This window comes from Mesorhizobium sp. M9A.F.Ca.ET.002.03.1.2, assembly GCF_003952365.1.
In the GTDB taxonomy this organism is placed as follows: Bacteria; Pseudomonadota; Alphaproteobacteria; order Rhizobiales; family Rhizobiaceae; genus Mesorhizobium.
Genome location: NZ_CP034443.1, coordinates 3,269,075 through 3,286,149 on the forward strand (window position 1 = coordinate 3,269,075; position 17,075 = coordinate 3,286,149).

15 protein-coding genes are annotated in these 17,075 nt (G+C 63.3%); 11 read left to right on the forward strand and 4 right to left on the reverse strand.

Features of this window, described 5'->3' with window-relative positions; all coding sequences use genetic code 11:
* Positions 1–149: 149 nt before the first annotated feature.
* From EJ066_RS15705 to EJ066_RS15720, 4 genes are read left to right on the forward strand one after another with little or no spacing between them, the layout of a single operon-like run.
* Positions 150–1,283, forward strand: coding sequence for an aminomethyltransferase family protein (locus tag EJ066_RS15705; protein ID WP_126039348.1), 1,134 nt, complete (start codon positions 150–152; stop codon positions 1,281–1,283).
* Positions 1,284–1,297: 14 nt separating this feature from the next.
* Entirely contained in the window at positions 1,298–1,894 is a 597-nt protein-coding gene (locus EJ066_RS15710; protein ID WP_126039350.1) for a dimethylamine monooxygenase subunit DmmA family protein, read from the forward strand.
* Positions 1,891–2,856, forward strand: coding sequence for a PDR/VanB family oxidoreductase (locus EJ066_RS15715; protein WP_126039352.1), 966 nt, complete (start codon positions 1,891–1,893; stop codon positions 2,854–2,856). Before EJ066_RS15710 ends, EJ066_RS15715 begins: the two co-directional genes overlap by 4 nt.
* 9 nt (positions 2,857–2,865) lie before the next feature.
* A complete protein-coding gene (locus EJ066_RS15720) occupies positions 2,866–3,906 on the forward strand; it encodes a DUF3445 domain-containing protein (protein WP_126039354.1) in 1,041 nt (346 codons plus the stop codon).
* Between the two features lie 365 nt (positions 3,907–4,271).
* Here EJ066_RS15720 and EJ066_RS15730 read toward each other — a convergent pair whose 3' ends face one another.
* Complete coding sequence (locus EJ066_RS15730; protein WP_126039358.1) at positions 4,272–4,994, reverse strand: XRE family transcriptional regulator; 723 nt, start codon at positions 4,992–4,994, stop codon at positions 4,272–4,274.
* A 258-nt stretch (positions 4,995–5,252) separates the two neighbouring features.
* Here EJ066_RS15730 and EJ066_RS15735 point away from each other — a divergent pair, with 258 nt between their 5' ends.
* Positions 5,253–6,611 (forward strand): NAD(P)/FAD-dependent oxidoreductase, encoded by a 1,359-nt coding sequence (locus EJ066_RS15735; protein ID WP_126039360.1) that lies wholly within the window; start codon positions 5,253–5,255, stop codon positions 6,609–6,611.
* A gap of 48 nt (positions 6,612–6,659) precedes the next feature.
* Here the strand turns inward: EJ066_RS15735 and EJ066_RS15740 are convergent, their stop codons facing one another.
* Positions 6,660–7,787, reverse strand: coding sequence for a Fic family protein (locus tag EJ066_RS15740; RefSeq protein ID WP_126039362.1), 1,128 nt, complete (start codon positions 7,785–7,787; stop codon positions 6,660–6,662).
* A 108-nt stretch (positions 7,788–7,895) separates the two neighbouring features.
* The gene (locus EJ066_RS15745) at positions 7,896–8,576 is read right to left on the reverse strand and encodes a GntR family transcriptional regulator (protein ID WP_126039365.1); all 681 of its coding nucleotides are present in this window, start codon (positions 8,574–8,576) and stop codon (positions 7,896–7,898) included.
* Between the two features lie 143 nt (positions 8,577–8,719).
* On the opposite strand from EJ066_RS15745, the gene dctP reads away from it, so the two are divergent.
* The 5 genes from dctP (at position 8,720) to EJ066_RS15770 (ending at position 14,585) form a co-directional block, all read left to right on the forward strand.
* Positions 8,720–9,697 (forward strand): TRAP transporter substrate-binding protein DctP, encoded by a 978-nt coding sequence (dctP, locus tag EJ066_RS15750; protein WP_245455210.1) that lies wholly within the window; start codon positions 8,720–8,722, stop codon positions 9,695–9,697.
* A gap of 70 nt (positions 9,698–9,767) precedes the next feature.
* Entirely contained in the window at positions 9,768–10,334 is a 567-nt protein-coding gene (locus tag EJ066_RS15755; RefSeq protein ID WP_126043904.1) for a TRAP transporter small permease, read from the forward strand.
* A complete protein-coding gene (locus tag EJ066_RS15760) occupies positions 10,331–11,647 on the forward strand; it encodes a TRAP transporter large permease (RefSeq protein ID WP_126039371.1) in 1,317 nt (438 codons plus the stop codon). The genes EJ066_RS15755 and EJ066_RS15760 overlap by 4 nt, the downstream gene beginning before the upstream one ends.
* Positions 11,644–13,071, forward strand: a complete 1,428-nt coding sequence (locus EJ066_RS15765; RefSeq protein ID WP_126039375.1) for a malonyl-CoA decarboxylase — start codon at positions 11,644–11,646, stop codon at positions 13,069–13,071. Before EJ066_RS15760 ends, EJ066_RS15765 begins: the two co-directional genes overlap by 4 nt.
* The gene (locus EJ066_RS15770) at positions 13,071–14,585 is read left to right on the forward strand and encodes a malonyl-CoA synthase (protein ID WP_126039378.1); all 1,515 of its coding nucleotides are present in this window, start codon (positions 13,071–13,073) and stop codon (positions 14,583–14,585) included. The genes EJ066_RS15765 and EJ066_RS15770 overlap by 1 nt, the downstream gene beginning before the upstream one ends.
* Before the next feature lie 82 nt (positions 14,586–14,667).
* On the opposite strand, the gene EJ066_RS15775 is transcribed toward EJ066_RS15770, so the two are convergent.
* The gene (locus EJ066_RS15775; protein ID WP_126039381.1) at positions 14,668–15,816 is read right to left on the reverse strand and encodes an alpha-hydroxy acid oxidase; all 1,149 of its coding nucleotides are present in this window, start codon (positions 15,814–15,816) and stop codon (positions 14,668–14,670) included.
* A gap of 422 nt (positions 15,817–16,238) precedes the next feature.
* Here EJ066_RS15775 and EJ066_RS15780 point away from each other — a divergent pair, with 422 nt between their 5' ends.
* A complete protein-coding gene (locus EJ066_RS15780) occupies positions 16,239–17,015 on the forward strand; it encodes a sulfite exporter TauE/SafE family protein (protein ID WP_126039384.1) in 777 nt (258 codons plus the stop codon).
* The last annotated feature ends 60 nt before the right edge of the window (positions 17,016–17,075 follow it).

A 17,075-nucleotide genomic window follows, 5' to 3' on the forward strand; every position in this document is an offset into this window, starting at 1 on the left:
AGTTGCGTTCCTTGCCTCTCAGTAAAACTTTTTGCATCTTAGTATTGCGCGCTTTTGGAGTTTTGAGTCAATATGGCGTGGACCGCCGCGTGGCTCTGACGCCCTGAAGCGGCGAAACGTCGGCAATCGTGTTGAGGAGAAGCAAGTCCATGACGTCATCCTGGAGATTTTCGACCTTGGCGGATCGCCATCGTGCGCTCGGTTCGAAGCTCGAGGACTGGAGCGGTATGGGAACCGCCTGGACCTACGACAAGGACGCCGACGAGGAATACATCGCCATCCGCACCAAGGCCGGGCTGATGGACGTGTCGGGCCTGAAGAAGGTCCACATCACCGGGCCGCATGCCTCGCACCTGATCGACCTCGCAACGACGCGCGATGTCGAGAAAATATATCCCGGCAAGTCGGCCTATGCCTGCATGCTGAACGAGGCCGGCAAGTTCACCGACGACTGCATTCTCTACCGCACCGGCCCGAACGCCTGGATGGTGGTGCACGGTTCGGGCACCGGCCATGAGGAATTGCAGCGCGCCGCCATGGGCCGCGATGTCTCGCTGCGCTTCGACGACAATCTGCACGACCTTTCGCTGCAGGGTCCGATAGCCGTCGACTATCTGGCGAAGCATGTGCCGGGCATTCGCGACCTTGCCTATTTCCATCACATGCAGACCCGGCTGTTCGGCTTTCCGGTGATGATCTCGCGCACCGGCTACACCGGCGAACGCGGCTACGAGATCTTCTGCCGTGGCCAGGATGCCGGCACGATCTGGGACACCATCCTCGACGAGGGCAAGGGCGCCGGCATCATCCCGTGCCGGTTCACCACGCTCGATATGCTGCGCGTCGAGAGCTACCTCTTGTTCTACCCCTACGACAATTCGCAGAAATATCCGTTCGAGAATGAAGGCCCCGGCGACACGCTGTGGGAACTCGGCCTCGACTTCACCGTCAGCCCCGGCAAGACAGGCTTTCGCGGCGCCGAGGAACACTACCGCCTCAAGGGCAAGGAGCGCTTCAAGATCTTCGGCGTGCTGCTCGAAGGCAAGGAGCCGGCCGACGAGGGCGCGCCGGTCTATCGCGACGGCAAAAAGGTCGGCGTGGTGACCTGCGCCATGTATTCGCCGCTGGTCAAGAAATCGATGGGCATCGCCCGGCTCGACGTCGACTGTGCCGTCCAGGGCACCAGGCTCGAAATCCGCAACCAGAGCGGCACCATCAGCGCGACCGCCGAGCCGCTTCCGTTCGACGATCCGAAGAAGACCAAGCGCACGGCGAAAGGCTGAGGCATACTGAGAGAATGGCAGCGAAGAGCATCATCAGCCGGCCGGTCTACGGAACCCTCTTCCCGCAGCCCGGCAAGCACCATCTTTTCGTGGCGGATGCGGAAGGAGCGCTGGCGATATCAGACCTGGCCGCCAGGGCGCCCGCCGGCTTTTTCGGCGATGCCCACATCATCTTCATCCCCGGTGCTGACGGCAAGCATGTCGCCGCACTCGAGGCGCTGAAGCCGGCGCAGTTCTACCAAGGTCCTTCCTTTGCCAGCGCCTTGCCGCGGCTGAAGCAGACCCTGGCCAACGCGCATATGGGCCTGCGGCTCTATCTCGCCGGCACCGAGGGGCTGATCGGCCAGGCCATGCAGGCGGCGCTCGAAGCCGGCATCGACCATGCCTCGATCCAGACCGAGCATCGCGGCTCGCTGGCGCGCCGCGTCCAATGCGTCCACTGCAAGGGCATCACCGAAAACGTGACGACGCAGCCGGCCACCTGTTCGCATTGTGGCCTGCTTCTTCTGGTACGCGATCACTATTCCAGGCGCCTCGCGGCATTCCAGGGCGTCTGCATCAATGCGGAAGACCGCAGCGAAATTCCTCCCACGGAGGAGATTTTTCGATGAGCACCGGCACCACCAAGCTCGACGTCGTGGTGAGCGATGTCGTCCCGGTCAACGAATTGGTCACGCGCTTCCATTTCCGTCGGCGTGACGGCGCGTTGCTGCCGACGTTTTCCGGCGGCGCCCATGTCGTCGTCGAAATGCGCGACGGCGAGCGCACCAGGCTAAATCCCTATTCGCTGATGGGCTCGCCGCTCGACACGCGCGAATACACGATCTCGGTGCGCCGCGACGATGCAGGCCGCGGCGGCTCGCTGTTCATGCACAGGCATGTCAGGCCCGGCATGGAGATGGTGATCAGCTACCCGGTCAATTTGTTCTCGCTCGACCTGCGCGCCAGGAAGCACCTGATGCTGGCCGGCGGCATCGGCATCACGCCGTTCATGGCGCAGACCGCGCAGCTGGCGGCGGAAGGCGGCAATTTCGAGCTGCATTACACCTGCCGCACCGCCTCGCTCGGCACCTATGCCGATGTGCTCGCAGAGCGCTACGACCGCCGGGTCAGGCTCTACCACGACGACCGCGACGAGCGCATCGAACTCGACCGGCTGCTGTCGTCGCAGCCGCTCGGCACGCATCTCTATGTCTGCGGTCCGTCGGGCATGATCGGCTGGGTGCGCGATCGCGCAGCAAGCCTTGGCTGGCCGGCAGAAACCGTGCATTTCGAGCACTTCGCCGCTCCCCAGCCCGGCGCCCCGTTCGACGTGACGCTGGCGCTCAGCGGCCGGACGATCCGCGTCGGCGAGCAGCAGAGCCTGCTCGAGGCGATCGAAGCGGCCGGCGTCGATCCGCCCTATCTCTGCCGCGGCGGCGTCTGCGGCCAGTGTGAAACCAACGTGATTTCGCATGACGGCAAATTCATCCACAACGATCACTGGCTGAGCGAGGAAGAGCATCGATCCTGCGGGAAGATCATGCCCTGCGTCTCGCGCTTCGAGGGCAGGTCGCTGGTGCTGGAGAGATAGGAGGCGAGCTTGGGCATCACCTTTCGTAACGAAACGTTCCGTAACGACTTCACCTTCAGGAACAGCCCGGAGCACGTCAGGCGGTTTCCGTTCCCGTTCCACGAAGACAGCTACATGTACGCGGTCAACATCGAGCCGCATGTCGCCGGGCCGAAGGGCAGCGTGCTCGAAAACCTGATCGACGTCGACGAGCACTATGTCGCCGAGATGCAGGACCGTGCGCTGGTGCTTGCCGAGGACCCGCTGCGCTGCCAGTCGCTGCCGCATATGACGCTCGCCGGTTGGGACCTGCTCGAGCTTCTGATGGAACAGCAGGCGCTGGGCTATCCCGAGCATTTCACGCTGACGCGCGACGGTGACCGCTGGCGCTGGATCAACCGGCCGCTCGGCATCGACGACACCTTCACCTTCGGCGACGTGTCGACGCTGCCTTACGGGCCGATGGAATACATCACGCGCCAGAGCCAGGGCGATTTCTGCATCCTCGATCAGCGCGACGGCAATCTGTGGATGGATGCCGGCATGGTCACCACCCAGGCCGACTGGTCGCTCGATTTCGACATCGGCATGAACTTCTTCGAGTGGCATGCGCCGGTGCCGCTGGCGCATGAGAAGGGGATTTTTGTCAGGGCGCTGAAGTTCCTCACCAACATCCAGCAAGGCAAGCCGGCGCGGCGCCTGAACTGGACGATGACCATCAATCCGCGCCTCGACACCAGCCCGGAAAACTATCACAAATGGGGTCCGGACCGGACGACGGTGACGCCCGAGAATGTCGGCGAAAAGGTCCATCTGCGCGTCGAATTGCAAAGCTTCTGGCGGCTGCCGCGCTCGAACGGCATCGTCTTCCCGATCCGCTGCTATCTGATCAAGATGGACGAACTGGTGACGCAGCCGAAATGGGCGCGGCGTCTGCATCGCGTCATCCGCGACCTTCCCGATGAGCTCGCCAACTACAAGGGCCTGACGCGCTATCGCCCGACGCTGGTCGAGTGGCTGTCGAAGTTGGACGACGGCAGCCCGACGTCGCCGGGTTTTGGGCCGGATTGAATTTCATGAGAGCGCCGAAAGGATGAAACCGGGCACTGCCATGTTATTGTGGCTGGTACCGCGCTGGTCGATGTGGGGCGGCGGCAGATTTGAACCGGAGTCTCAAAATGCCAGTTGTTCAAGAAGGACCTTCGCCCGAAGACCCCTCGCATCCTGAGGAAATCAAATCAGTTTTCGATCTGCGTGTAGGGAAGCACATTACCTTGCAAGGCAGTGCCAGGATAACACCGGCAGGCGTGATCTGCACCGGGATCGCGGTCGCCGCCATGACGCTTGCGCTTGGGTACCTTGCCTCATCAATTAGGCGTCGCAGGCACTGACGCATGCCGCCCAAAAGCGTCCGCGGTTTTGGCACACGAAGGGCCTCAACCCGCGCTGTTCTGCGGGTAGCAGATGATCGAGAGATAGCGCATCGGCAGGACCGTCAGCACTTCCGGCCCGTGCGGCGCATCGGCGTCGAAGAACAGGCTGTCGCCTGGCTTCATCGGGTAGAGGTTGCTGCCGTGCCGGTAAACCACTTCGCCTTCGAGCATGTAGAGGAACTCCATGCCTTCGTGCTGGAAGGTCGGAAACACATCGGAATCCTCGGTCAGCGTGATCAGATAGGGTTCGACGACGACGCCGCTGGTGTTGGAGCCGATATGGCCGAGCAGATTGTACTGGTGGCCGGCACGCGTGCCGCGGCGCTCGACATCGAGCCCTTCGCCGGCCTTGACGAAAACGGCGCTGCGCTCCTCCTCGAAACGGCGGAAGAAGGCGGTGACCGGAACGCCGAGCGCTCGCGACAAGGCCTGCAGCGTCGTCAGCGACGGCGAGGTGATGCCGTTCTCGATCTTCGACAGCATGCCGAGCGAAATATCGGTGGCGACGGCCAGGTCTGCCACGGTGATGCCGAGCTTCTTGCGGAACGCCCGCACCTCGCGGCCGATGGCGACCTCCAGCACTTTTTCACGGGTATCGCGGATGGCGTGCGGGTTCTGCGTCAGCGGCGTCCGGATCGTCCGTCCTTCGGCCGCCTTCGGCGACGGTTTGGCCTTGGCCAGAGCGGCACCGGCGCCATTCTTGAGGTCGGAAGCTGTTTTCGCCATGTCGCTACTCCGGACTCTGTGGATTTATTTCACTCACGGTGAACATATTCGGTGCCGATACAGGAGCGCAACTGCCACAGCAAGCCGTCCACGATTGATTTCTCGTATTCTCCGCGGGCTGCTACGGTGGATCTCGCTGGAAAATCGGCCTTGATGAAACGCGGTTTCGCGACAAGGCTGTTGACAGCCTTGAACGGCGAATTACTGTCCTGTCAGTGAAATTTGTTTCGTTAGAGAAATGAGATCGGGAGGCCCGGAATGAAAAGTCGTGTTGCCGTCATCGGAGCCGGACCGTCCGGCCTGGCCCAGCTTCGAGCCTTCAAGTCGGCTGCCGACAAGGGTGCGGACATTCCGGAGATCGTCTGCTTCGAAAAGCAGTCCGACTGGGGCGGGCTGTGGAACTACACCTGGCGCACCGGCCTCGACGAGCATGGCGATCCGGTGCATGGCTCGATGTACCGCTACCTCTGGTCGAACGGGCCGAAGGAGTGCCTCGAATTCGCCGACTACACGTTCGAGGAGCATTTCGGGCGGCCGATCGGCTCCTATCCGCCGCGCGCGGTGCTGTGGGATTATATCAAGGGCCGTGTCGAAAAATCCGGCGTGCGCAAATGGGTGCGCTTCAACAGCCCGGTGCGCATGGTGACGTTTTCGGACGAGACGAAGAAGTTCACCGTAACCGCGCACGACCGCGCCAACGACGTCACCTATTCGGAAGAGTTCGACAACGTCGTCGTCGCCTCGGGGCATTTTTCCGTGCCCAACGTCCCCTATTTCGAGGGTTTTTCGACCTTCAACGGCCGCATCCTGCACAGCCACGATTTCCGCGACGCCATGGAATTCAAGGACAAGGACATCCTGATCATCGGCCGCTCCTATTCGGCCGAGGATATCGGCTCGCAATGCTACAAATACGGCGCCAAATCGATCACCTCCAGCTACCGCTCGAAGCCGATGGGCTTCAAATGGCCCGACAACTGGAAGGAAGTGCCGCTGCTGCAGAAGGTCGTCGGCAAGACCGCGCATTTCAAGGACGGCAGCACCAGGGATGTCGACGCCATCATCCTGTGCACCGGCTACCTGCATTCGTTTCCGTTCCTCACCGACGATCTGAAGCTCAAGACCGCCAACCGCATGTGGCCGGACGGGCTCTATGAGGGCGTCGTCTGGGAGAAGAACCCGCAGCTGTTCTATATCGGCATGCAGGACCAGTTCTACACCTTCAACATGTTCGACGCGCAGGCCTGGTTCGCGCGCGACGTCATCATGGGCCGCATAAAGCTGCCTTCGGCAGAAGTGATGGCGGAGCATGGCGCGAAATGGCGGGCGCGTGAGGAAACGCTGGAAGACGCCGAGCAGATGATCTGGTTCCAGGGCGACTACACCAAGGAGCTCATGGAGCAGACCGACTATCCAGGCTTCGACGTCGAGGCGGTCAATCAGACCTTCATGGAGTGGGAGCACCACAAGGTGGAAGACATCATGGGCTTCCGCGACCACGCCTACCGTTCGCTGATGACCGGCACAATGGCGCCGCTGCACCATACGCCCTGGCTCCAGGCGATGGACGATTCGATGGAGAGCTATCTCGAGGTGAAGGGGGTCGCGGCGGAGTAGGGTGTGATCCCGAAGGGAAGCGCTTGTCACTCACGACCTGGTTACGCCTCATTTTATGAGGGGCAATTGCGTCACCAGTTCGTAGGATGTGCTGCGGCCGCCCGCTTCGCCCTTGCGCAAGAGCCCCTTGGCGATCAGATCGGCAATGTCACGGGCGGCGGTGTCCTGAGAGGTTTTCGCGAGCTTCGCCCATTTGGTCGAGGTCAGCTTGCCCTCAAAGCCGCCATCCAGCAGCCGATTGAGAACCTTGCTCTGCCGCGCGTTGAGATCGAGCGCGCTATGCGCCTGCCAGAAGTCGGCCTTGAATATCACGTTTTCCAAGGTCGCCATGGCGCTGGCAATGGCCCGGGCGAGGCGATCGACAAACCACTTGATCCAGTCCGTCAGGTCGAGGTCTTCGCCGGTCGTGGTGGCCTTGAGCGCGTCGTAATAGTCGCCGCGTGTGCGTTCGATCGCGGCTGACATCGAGTAGAGCCGTTGCGGGCCAGCGTCGGCGCGGGCGAGCGTCATGTCGGCGATAGCCCGCGTAATGCGGCCGTTTCCGTCATCGAAGGGATGGATGGCAACGAACCACAGGTGCGCGACGGCCGCCTTGATGATTGGATCGAGCGCGGCCGACGCGTTGAACCAGTCGAGGAAGGCCGACATTTCGGCTTCCAGCCGATTGGCGGGCGGTGCGACGTAATGGACTTTCTCACGCCCGAACGAGCCGGAAACCACCTGCATCCGTCCGCCTGAATCGTCGCGCCATGCGTCGACGCGAAGTTTTTGCCCCCATTCGCTGCGACCAGTCGGAAAGAGAGCCGCGTGCCACGAGAACAGCCGCTCGGCCGTCAGCGGCTCGCGACAGTTCATGGTGGCGTCCAGCGTGATATGCACGATGCCCTCGACGGACCTGTCGGGCATCACGAAGCCGTCGATATCGATGCCGAGACGGCGGGCGAGGGAGGACCGCACTTGTAGTTCGTCCAGCCGCTCGCCCTCGATAGCGGAGGTTTTCACGACGTCCTGAGTGAGCGTCTGGAGCAGGGTGGTTTCGCGCACCTTGAAGCCCAGCGCCTCGACGCGGCCAAGCAGGCGGCCTTGCTCGTGGCGCACGGCCGCGAGCTGGGCCGTCAGTTCATCGTCGCGCCAGCGGAAGGCCGGCCAGTCAGGCGATTGCCAGATGTAGACCATGCGCCGATTCTAGCCGGCCATGCGGAGATTGCCAAGCATAATCTCCGCACAAATGCGGATTAAACGGCCCCTATTCTCCGCAAGCGCACTCGATAAGCCGCTACGGCGTCACTGGCGCGACGGGGCTGTCCTGGTGCCATCCCGTCGACTGAGATTGGAAATGAGGTCGCTGAACCGGTCGCCTTGAACCGCGATATGGTCGCGTAGGCGCTGACGCGCCGTGACTTCGTCGCCGTCGAGGATCGCCTGGACGATGCCCGCATGTTCGCCGATCGACACCTTGACGCGGTTGCGGACGCGCAACTGCAGGCGCCGGTAGGGGCGCAGCCGCCGATGCAGCGCGGCGCACTGTTCGGCGAGGAAGGTGCTGTGGCTGGCCGCGTAGATGGCGTGGTGGAAGACTTCGTTGTCGTAGTAGTAGGAATCGGTGTCCTCGCTCGCCGCCGAGAGTTCGCACCGCTCATGGCTCGCCAGCAGCGCCGCGCGATCCTCCTCGGTATGGCGCCGGGCGGCCATCGCTCCCGCCATGCCTTCCAGTTCCGCCATCACCTCGAACATTTCGTAGATGCGGTTCGGCCCAGGGTCGACGACGACGGCGCCGCGCCGTGGCCTGGCCTCGACCAGGCCGATGGCGCTCAACTGCATCAGCGCTTCCCGGATCGGCGTCCGCGAGACTCCAAAGCGCGTGGCGAGTTGCACCTCGTCGAGGCGTTCACCGGGCGCGAATTCGCCGGTGATGATTCCGTTTTCGATCTGATCGCGCAGTTTGTGGAACGTGTTGCTGGTCATGCGGGTAAACGGGTCCAGTTCGCAGTTTATGTATACAAGACTGTTGACATTGCACGCAAGAGAGACAAACAATCATCTCAATCGGACGGGAGGTCCGGAATTTAAGGGAGGTTGCAGTGCAGAAAATCAAGAAGGTGCTGAAAATTTCGGGCCTCGTCGCGGCCGCTTGCCTCATTGGCAGCGTCGCCGGCGCCCAGACGATCCTGAAGGCCTCGCATCAGTTTCCAGGCGGCAAGGGCGATATCCGCGACGAGATGGTGCAGATCATTGCCCGCGAGGTGTCCGCCGCCAATGTCGGCCTCGAGGTCCAGGTGTATCCGGGCGCCTCGCTCTACAAGGCCAACGACCAGTGGAACGCCGTCACGCGCGGCCTGCTGGAAATGACCTCATTCCCGCTCGACTACGCGTCCGGCCGCCATCCGGAGTTCTCGGCGACGCTGATGCCGGGCCTGGTCGGTAGTTTCGACCGCGCCAAGCGGCTCAACGATTCCGAGTTCATGACCGACATCAAGAAGATCATCGAGGATGCCGGCGCGCTTGTGATTTCCGATGCCTGGCTGTCCGGCGCTTTCGCGTCCAAGAAGGGCTGCATCACCGCGCCGGACACGGTCAAGGGCCAAGTCATCCGCGCCGCCGGCCCGGCCTTCGAGCAGATGCTCGCCGCCGCTGGCGCGTCGATCTCGTCCATGCCCTCGTCCGAAATCTACACCGGCATGCAGACGGGCGTGCTTGACGCGGCCAACACCTCTTCGGCCAGCTTCGTGTCCTTTCGGCTCTATGAGCACGCGAAATGCCTCACGGCGCCCGGCGAGAACGCGCTGTGGTTCATGTACGAACCGGTGCTGATCTCGAAGAAGGTATTCGACGGTCTCAACGCCGATCAGCAGAATGCGATCCGCGCGGCGGGCGACAAGGCGGAAGCCTTCTTCAACGAGGAAGTTCGCAAGGGCGATCAGATCATGATCGACACCTACAAGAAGGCGGGCGTCGAAGTCGTCGAAATGTCGAAGGCCGACTACGACGCCTGGCTCGAACTGGCCAAGCAGTCTTCATACAAGGAATTCGCCGAGAAGGTGCCTGGCGGAGACAAGCTGATCGAGAAGGCCCTTGCCGTTCAGTAACAGCGCGATCCCCGCCGGCTACCGCCTCTCCGGCGGATGGCAGGCCTCGTGCATTGCTGGGAGGATCGGCATGTTACGTCTCTACATCAGGTCGGTCGGTGGTCTGTCACGGGCATTCGCGGTTGTGGCGACGCTGCTGCTGATCGCCGCGATGCTCGTCGTCTGCCAGATGATCCTCATCCGCTATGTGTTCCGGGCCGCGACGATCTGGCAGACGGACTTCGTGGTGTTTGCCGCGACCGGCGCGATGTTCCTCGGCGCACCTTACGTGTTGCTCACGGGCGGGCATGTCGGGGTCGACGTGGTCGAGATGGTGGTCACTGAGCGCACCCGCCACGCGATGCGCATCGTGGCCAGCCTGCTTGGGCTGCTGTTTTGCGCCATCATGCTGTATGCGAGCTGGCTCCAGCTTCACGAGTCCTGGGTCGGCGGCTGGCGCCATTCCAGCGTCTGGGCGCCGCCGCTTTGGATACCGCTGTCGGCTCTTCCGCTGGGCTTCGGCATGTTGTGCCTGCAATATGTGGCGCAGATCCTCGTTCTGCTGTCGGGCGGTGCCGCGCCGGCGCCAGCTCATGTGCCCGCGGAGGCGCTCGAAGCCGCCGCCGCCGTTTCACCGTCTGCGGAGCCCCAGCCATGAGCCCGACTTTTGCCGGCCTGACGATCATCGTCGCCTTGTTCGTGCTGCTGGGGACGGGCATGCCGATCGCCTTCGCACTTGGCCTGGCCGCCGTTGCTGCCCTGTTCCTGCAGAGCGGCACAGGTATCATCTATGTCCTGTCCGAGACGATGTTCTCGGGCATCGCCAATCTCGCCTATGTCTCGATCCCGATGTTCGTGCTGATGGGGGCGGCGGTCGCGTCATCGCCGGCCGGCGCGGATCTCTATACCGCGCTCGATCGCTGGCTGAACCGCATCCCCGGCGGATTGGTCCTGTCCAACATCGGTGCCTGCGCCATCTTCTCCGGCATGACGGGTTCGTCGCCGGCGACCTGCGCTGCCATCGGCAAGATGGGCATTCCCGAGATGCTCCGCCGCGGCTATCCGACCTCCGTCGCCAGCGGCTCGATCGCAGCCGGCGGCACGCTCGGCATCCTCATTCCGCCATCCGTAACCCTGATCGTCTACGGCATCGCCACCGAGACCTCGATCGGACGACTGTTCATGGCCGGCGTCATTCCCGGGCTGATGCTCACGATCATGTTCATGATCTGGGCGGTGATCGACTGCAAGCGCCAGGGCTATGACTTCGACGCGCGCGCGGTGCGGTTCACGCTGCGCGAGAAACTGGCGGGCATGCCGCGCGTATTGCCGTTCCTGCTCATTATCGCGGGAACGCTCTATGTGCTCTACGGCGGCCTCGCGACGCCGTCGGAAGCCGCCGGCGCCGGCGCGTTGCTCACCCTGATCGTGGTGATCGTCAGCTATCGGCTGTTCCGCTTCCGCCCGGTCGCCGGCATCTTCGGCTCGGCGATGCGCGAGAGCGTGATGATCATGATGATCATGGCGGCGGCCGAACTGTTCGCCTTCGCGCTTTCGTCGCTGTTCATCACCCAGTCGATTGCCGCCGCGATCGCCGATCTGGAGGTCAATCGTTGGGTGCTGATGGGCGTGATCAATGTTTTCCTGCTTGTCGCCGGAATGTTCCTGCCGCCTGTGGCGGTGATCGTGATGACGGCGCCGATGCTGTTCCCGATCGTCACGCAGGCCGGCTTCGATCCGTACTGGTTCGCGATCGTCCTCACCATCAACATGGAGGTCGGCCTGATCACGCCGCCGATCGGCCTCAATCTCTTCGTCATCAACGCCATCGCGCCTGACATTCCGACGCGCCAGATCCTGTGGGGCGCATTGCCCTATGTGCTGGTGATGTTTCTGGCGATCCTGATCTTGTGCATCTTTCCCGGCCTCGCCACATGGCTTCCGAACCAGATGATGGGGGCAGCGATATGAACGGCGTTTCACGTCTCGGCGACATGCTGCAGACCATTGCCGAACGCGGCCGCCGCTTCCTGTCGCTGAGCGGCAGGGAAGAGGCCGGCGCCGGCAGCGTCGAGGCGATTTGCGAGACGCTGCTTTCGAGCCACGGCGAGGCCTCCGGCATGGCTCTGGCCAAGACCATCCTCGACCGCTGGTCGCTGTTCGACGAGGAGCAGCGCCGGGACTTCATGGTGATGCTGCTGGAGAGGTTCGGGCCCGACGCCGCGCGGCTCGAAAAGGCCATAGACGACTACCGCGAGCTGAGGACGCCGCAGGCGCTGCTGGAATTGCATTCCGCCGGCGAGCCCAGGCGGCAGGAGTTGATCCGCCGGCTCAATCTTGCTCCAAACGGCATCGCGACGCTGGTGCGCATGCGCGAAAATCTCCTGGCGATGAAGTCCGCCCAGCCGGATCTCGACGCCGTCGATGCCGATTTCGCGCATCTGTTCGGGTCATGGTTCAACCGCGGCTTTCTGGTGCTGCGTCCGATCAGTTGGTCGACGCCAGCCGATATCCTGGAGAAGATCATCCGCTACGAGGCGGTGCATCAGATCGACGGCTGGGACGAGTTGCGAAGGCGTCTGGCCCCCGAAGATCGTCGCTGCTTCGCTTTCTTTCATCCGCAACTGGTCGATGAGCCGCTGATCTTCGTCGAAGTGGCGCTCACCCGGTCCGCCCCAGCCGCGATCGCCGACGTTCTGCGCGAGGACCGGGCGGCGATCGCCGCCGCCGAGGCCACCACGGCCGTGTTTTACTCCATTTCCAACTGTCAGCAGGGGCTGCGCGGCGTCTCCTTCGGCAACTTCCTGATCAAGCAGGTGGTCGAGGACCTGCGCCGGGAGCTGCCGAAGCTCGACACGTTCGTCACGTTGTCGCCAGCGCCGGGCTTTGCGCAATGGCTGGCGCGCGAGCGACGCGCGGAAGCCTCGGATGCGATCGATGGCACCGATCGGGCGGTGCTCGCGGCGCTGGACGATCAGGACTGGCTTTCGGTTCCCGCCAAGACCACGGCGGTGCAGCCCGTTCTTGTCGCCGCCGCCGCCTGGTACTTCCTGCGTGCCCGCAACGCCCAGGGCAAGCCGGTCGACCCGGTGGCGCGCTTCCATCTCGGCAATGGCGCACGCCTCGAGCGCATCAACTTTCTCGCCGACAAATCGGCTTCCGGCATGCGCCAGGCACACGGGCTGATGGTGAACTACCTGTACAAGCTCGACGATATCGAAACCAATCACGAGGCTTTCGCGGGCAGGGGCGAAGTCGTGGCGGCCCAGGGCCTCCGCCGCTTGCTGCGCGCGGACAGGCCGCAGCGGGCGCTGGCAGTGCTGCGCGCGCCTGCTCGGGAGCGGCCGGCCGGGGCGAAGACCGCGGCCGGCAAGGGGACCAGGGAACTGACGTGATGAACAACCACATGTTCGACGCCGTGCGCAGCGCGGCCGCTGCGCGCGATGCGGCCTTTATCATCACGGCGGGCGGAAGCGTGTGGACCTATGGGGACATGCTCGACTTCTCTAGCCGCCTTGCCGGCCGGCTCCTGGCGCTGGGCGTAAAACCCGGCGACCGGGTCGCCGTGCAGGTCGAGAAAAGCCCCGAAGCGCTGATGCTCTATCTCGCCTGCCTGCGCGCCGGCGCAGTCTACCTGCCGCTCAACACCGCCTACACGCTCGCCGAGCTCGACTATTTCATCGGCGACGCCGAACCGGCTCTTGTCGTGACGCCGCCGGCCTCGGGGGCCGACGTGGGGCCGGTGGCGGCAGCCCACGGGGCGAGGCTCGAAACGCTCGACAATCGCGGCGGCGGCTCGCTGCTCGACGGCATCGATGGCTTCTCGGCCGGGTTCGCCGACGTGGCGCGCGGTCCGGGCGACCTCGCCGCCATCCTCTACACGTCGGGCACGACGGGCCGGTCGAAGGGCGCCATGCTGACGCACGACAATCTGCTGTCGAACGCGATGACGCTGCGGGACCACTGGCGCTTCACAGCGCGGGACCGGCTGATCCACGCGCTGCCGATCTTCCACACCCACGGCCTGTTCGTCGCCTCGAATGTTATCCTGCTCGCCGGCGCATCGATGTTTTTTCTGCCGAAGTTCGACGCCGATGAAGCGTTGCGCCTGATGGCGGCCGCGACTGCGATGATGGGCGTGCCGACCTTCTATGTGCGGCTGGTCCAGCATCCCGGCCTGACGCGGGAGGCGACCGCCGGGATGCGGCTCTTCGTATCCGGTTCGGCGCCGCTGCTCGCGGAGACGCACCGGCTTTTCAGCGAGAAGACCGGCCACGCCATCCTCGAACGCTACGGCATGACCGAGACGAACATGAACACGTCGAACCCGTATGATGGCGAGCGCGTGGCCGGCACGGTCGGCTTCCCGCTTCCGGGCGTCGACCTGAGAATTGTCGACCCCGACACCAGCGCGATCGTAGCCCAGGGCGAGACGGGCATGATCGAGGTTCGTGGTCCCAACGTGTTCAAGGGCTACTGGCGCATGCCGGAAAAGACCGCCGCCGAGTTCCGCTCCGATGGTTTTTTCATCACCGGCGATCTCGGTCTGGTCGACGGTCGCGGCTATGTCCACATCGTCGGCCGGGGCAAGGACCTCGTGATCTCCGGCGGCTACAACATCTATCCCAAGGAGGTCGAGTCCGAGATCGACCAGTTGTACGGCGTGGTCGAGAGCGCCGTGATTGGCGTGCCGCATCCCGATTTCGGCGAGGGCGTCACCGCCGTGATCGTCAAACGGCCGGACGCCGCGATCGACGAAGCGGTGGTGCTGGATGGGCTGAAGCCGCGGCTGGCGCGCTACAAGCAGCCGAAGAAAGTGCTGTTCGTCGAGGACCTGCCGCGCAACACGATGGGCAAGGTGCAAAAGAACGTGCTGCGCGAGCGCTATAAGGGCCTCTACGGCGGCTGAACCCTGTCTCCGACAGCCCGGCCGGCTGGGCAAGCCCATTCACCCGGCTGCGACGAGCCGGGACGCGCGGTGAAGCTGCCTGTCACCGACGGAAGCGCAGGTTCCGTCGTGTGAGCTCGCTGACCGAGGTGCAGCCCATCAGCTTCATGCCACGCTCGATCTCGATGTGCATCAATTCAAGCGCGCGTTCGACGCCGGCCTGCCCGGCGGCCGCCAAGGGGAAGAGGTAGTAGCGACCCAATCCGACGGCCCTCGCGCCCAGCGAAAGCGCCTTGAGCACATGGGTGCCGCGCTGCACGCCGCCATCCATCATCACATCGATTCTGTCCCCCACCGCATCGACGATCTCGGCGAGCTGGTCGAAGGCGGTACGCGAGCCGTCGAGTTGGCGACCGCCGTGATTGGAGAGGACAATTCCGGTGCAGCCAATCTCGACCGCACGCCTGGCATCCTCGACCGACATGATGCCTTTCAGGCAGAATTGTCCGCCCCAGTGCTGCACCATCTCGGCAACGTCATCCCACGACATCGAGGGGTCCAACATTTCCGTGAAGTAGCGGCTGATCGACATCACGCCGCCGCCCATGTCGACATGGCCATCGAGCTGCGGCAGCCGGAACTGCTCATGCGTGTAGTAGTTGATCGCCCAGGATGGCTTGATCGCGAACTGGGCGATGCCGGCGAGGTTGAGCTTGAAGGGAATGGCGAAGCCTGTCCGCTTGTCGCGCTCGCGGTTGCCACCAGTGATGCTGTCCACTGTCAGCATCATCACTTCCACGCCCGCCTGCTTGGCCCGGGCCATCATCTCACGGTTCAATCCACGATCCTTGTGGAAGTAGAACTGGTAGACCTGCGGCCCATTGCTGATCTGGCGCGCCTCTTCGAGGCTGACGGTGCCGAGCGAGGAGACGCCGAACATCGTGCCATATTTCGCCGCCGCTGCCGCCACCGCACGCTCGCCCTGATGGTGGAACAGGCGCTGCAGTGCCGTTGGCGAGCAGTAGACCGGCATCGCCAGCTTCTGGCCCATGACGGTGACCGACATGTCCACGTCGGTCACGCCGCGCAGGACGTTCGGCACCAGGTCGCAGTCGTCGAAGGCAGCCCTGTTGCGCCGATAGGTGACTTCGTCATCGGCCGCACCGTCAATGTAGTTGAAGATCGGTCGGGGAAGGCGCTGTTTGGCCATGCCGCGGAAGTCATGGAAGTTGTGGCAGTTGCTCAGACGCATGTCATCACTCTGTTGGCTCGGGCTCAACTTCGTTGGCCCCGGGCTCACCTGCCCGATAGTACGCTGCTGTGCAATGCTTCTCGCCAGCAGACGCTGGGCTTCCCGCTACAGACGCCGGTTAAACGATAGACACCGCGACGGTCGACCCGGTCGCGGGGCGAAGGTCGGCCAGCTCTGGAGACGTGGTGGCAAGGTCGGCAATTGACGATACCATATGACCTTGAAGCTGTGGGGAAAGGGCGTCGGTCGAGCGGACAGTTTCCCGTTCGTCGTCACCATTGTTGATGCCGGGCGTTTGGTGAATTGTGGAAGCATGAAGACAGAATTGCATACGTTGCAGGCAGCGGGTCGCCCTTTCGCCAATTACGACTTGCAATTTGTTGGCCCGCACTTTGTTGGCCCGCACTTTGTTGGAGAGCCAAATGCAGGACTTCATTCTCTTTGCGATCGTCGGGTTTGTGGCCCAAGCCGTGGACGGGGCTCTCGGCATGGCCTACGGCGTAGTTTGCTCGACAACGCTGCTGGCGTTTGGCGTGTCTCCCGCACACGCTTCGGCTTCAGTTCACGCGGCTGAGCTGTTTACTACCGCGGCCTCCGGTTCGGCTCACATCTATCACCGCAATATCGACTGGAAACTTTTCTGGCGGCTAATGCCGTTTGGCGTGCTCGGCGGCGTTCTCGGCGCTTTTGTGCTGACGTCGTTTGAAGGTGCAGTCATGAGGCCGTATGTGACCACATACCTTGCGCTCGTCGGAGCTTGGCTCCTGTTCCGCTCGTTCCGGCGGATCCCGAGTGAGCCGGTCCCTGCAGGCGCGGTAGCTCCTCTTGGACTTGGTGGTGGATTTCTCGACGCCGCAGGGGGTGGCGGATGGGGACCCGTGGTGACGACAGGCCTTCTCGGTTTTGGCGGGACGCCGCGCTACGTCATCGGCACGGTAAATGCCAGCGAGTTCCTCATCACGCTCTCGGTGTCCCTGACCTTCCTGTTTGCGTTGCTGACCGGCCATTGGGAGGAGGCAGGAGAGCTGACGGAAAACCTGTTCCCCGTTGCCGGCCTGATCCTTGGCGGCGTGGTCGCGGCGCCGATTGCCGGATTTGTAGTGAAGTCGATCGCGGAAAAGACCCTTCTCAGGCTGGTTGGCGTTCTCATCATACTGCTGGCAGGCTGGCAAACCGCGGAACTCCTGGAGTTGGTGTAAACCAACGTCGCCGCGGCGGAGATAAACTCGTTTCCCAAATGGAACGAAGAGAGCCCTGTG

Excerpts from the sequence above, each read along its gene's own strand:
- EJ066_RS15705 (WP_126039348.1), top strand. The coding sequence starts at position 150 with ATGACGTCATCCTGGAGATTTTCGACCTTGGCGGATCGCCATCGTGCG.
- EJ066_RS15710 (WP_126039350.1), top strand. The coding sequence starts at position 1,298 with ATGGCAGCGAAGAGCATCATCAGCCGGCCGGTCTACGGAACCCTCTTC.
- EJ066_RS15715 (WP_126039352.1), top strand. The coding sequence starts at position 1,891 with ATGAGCACCGGCACCACCAAGCTCGACGTCGTGGTGAGCGATGTCGTC.
- EJ066_RS15730 (WP_126039358.1), bottom strand. The coding sequence starts at position 4,994 with ATGGCGAAAACAGCTTCCGACCTCAAGAATGGCGCCGGTGCCGCTCTG.
- EJ066_RS15735 (WP_126039360.1), top strand. The coding sequence starts at position 5,253 with ATGAAAAGTCGTGTTGCCGTCATCGGAGCCGGACCGTCCGGCCTGGCC.
- EJ066_RS15740 (WP_126039362.1), bottom strand. The coding sequence starts at position 7,787 with ATGGTCTACATCTGGCAATCGCCTGACTGGCCGGCCTTCCGCTGGCGC.
- EJ066_RS15745 (WP_126039365.1), bottom strand. The coding sequence starts at position 8,576 with ATGACCAGCAACACGTTCCACAAACTGCGCGATCAGATCGAAAACGGA.
- EJ066_RS15755 (WP_126043904.1), top strand. The coding sequence starts at position 9,768 with ATGTTACGTCTCTACATCAGGTCGGTCGGTGGTCTGTCACGGGCATTC.
- EJ066_RS15760 (WP_126039371.1), top strand. The coding sequence starts at position 10,331 with ATGAGCCCGACTTTTGCCGGCCTGACGATCATCGTCGCCTTGTTCGTG.
- EJ066_RS15765 (WP_126039375.1), top strand. The coding sequence starts at position 11,644 with ATGAACGGCGTTTCACGTCTCGGCGACATGCTGCAGACCATTGCCGAA.
- EJ066_RS15770 (WP_126039378.1), top strand. The coding sequence starts at position 13,071 with ATGAACAACCACATGTTCGACGCCGTGCGCAGCGCGGCCGCTGCGCGC.
- EJ066_RS15775 (WP_126039381.1), bottom strand. The coding sequence starts at position 15,816 with ATGCGTCTGAGCAACTGCCACAACTTCCATGACTTCCGCGGCATGGCC.
- EJ066_RS15780 (WP_126039384.1), top strand. The coding sequence starts at position 16,239 with ATGCAGGACTTCATTCTCTTTGCGATCGTCGGGTTTGTGGCCCAAGCC.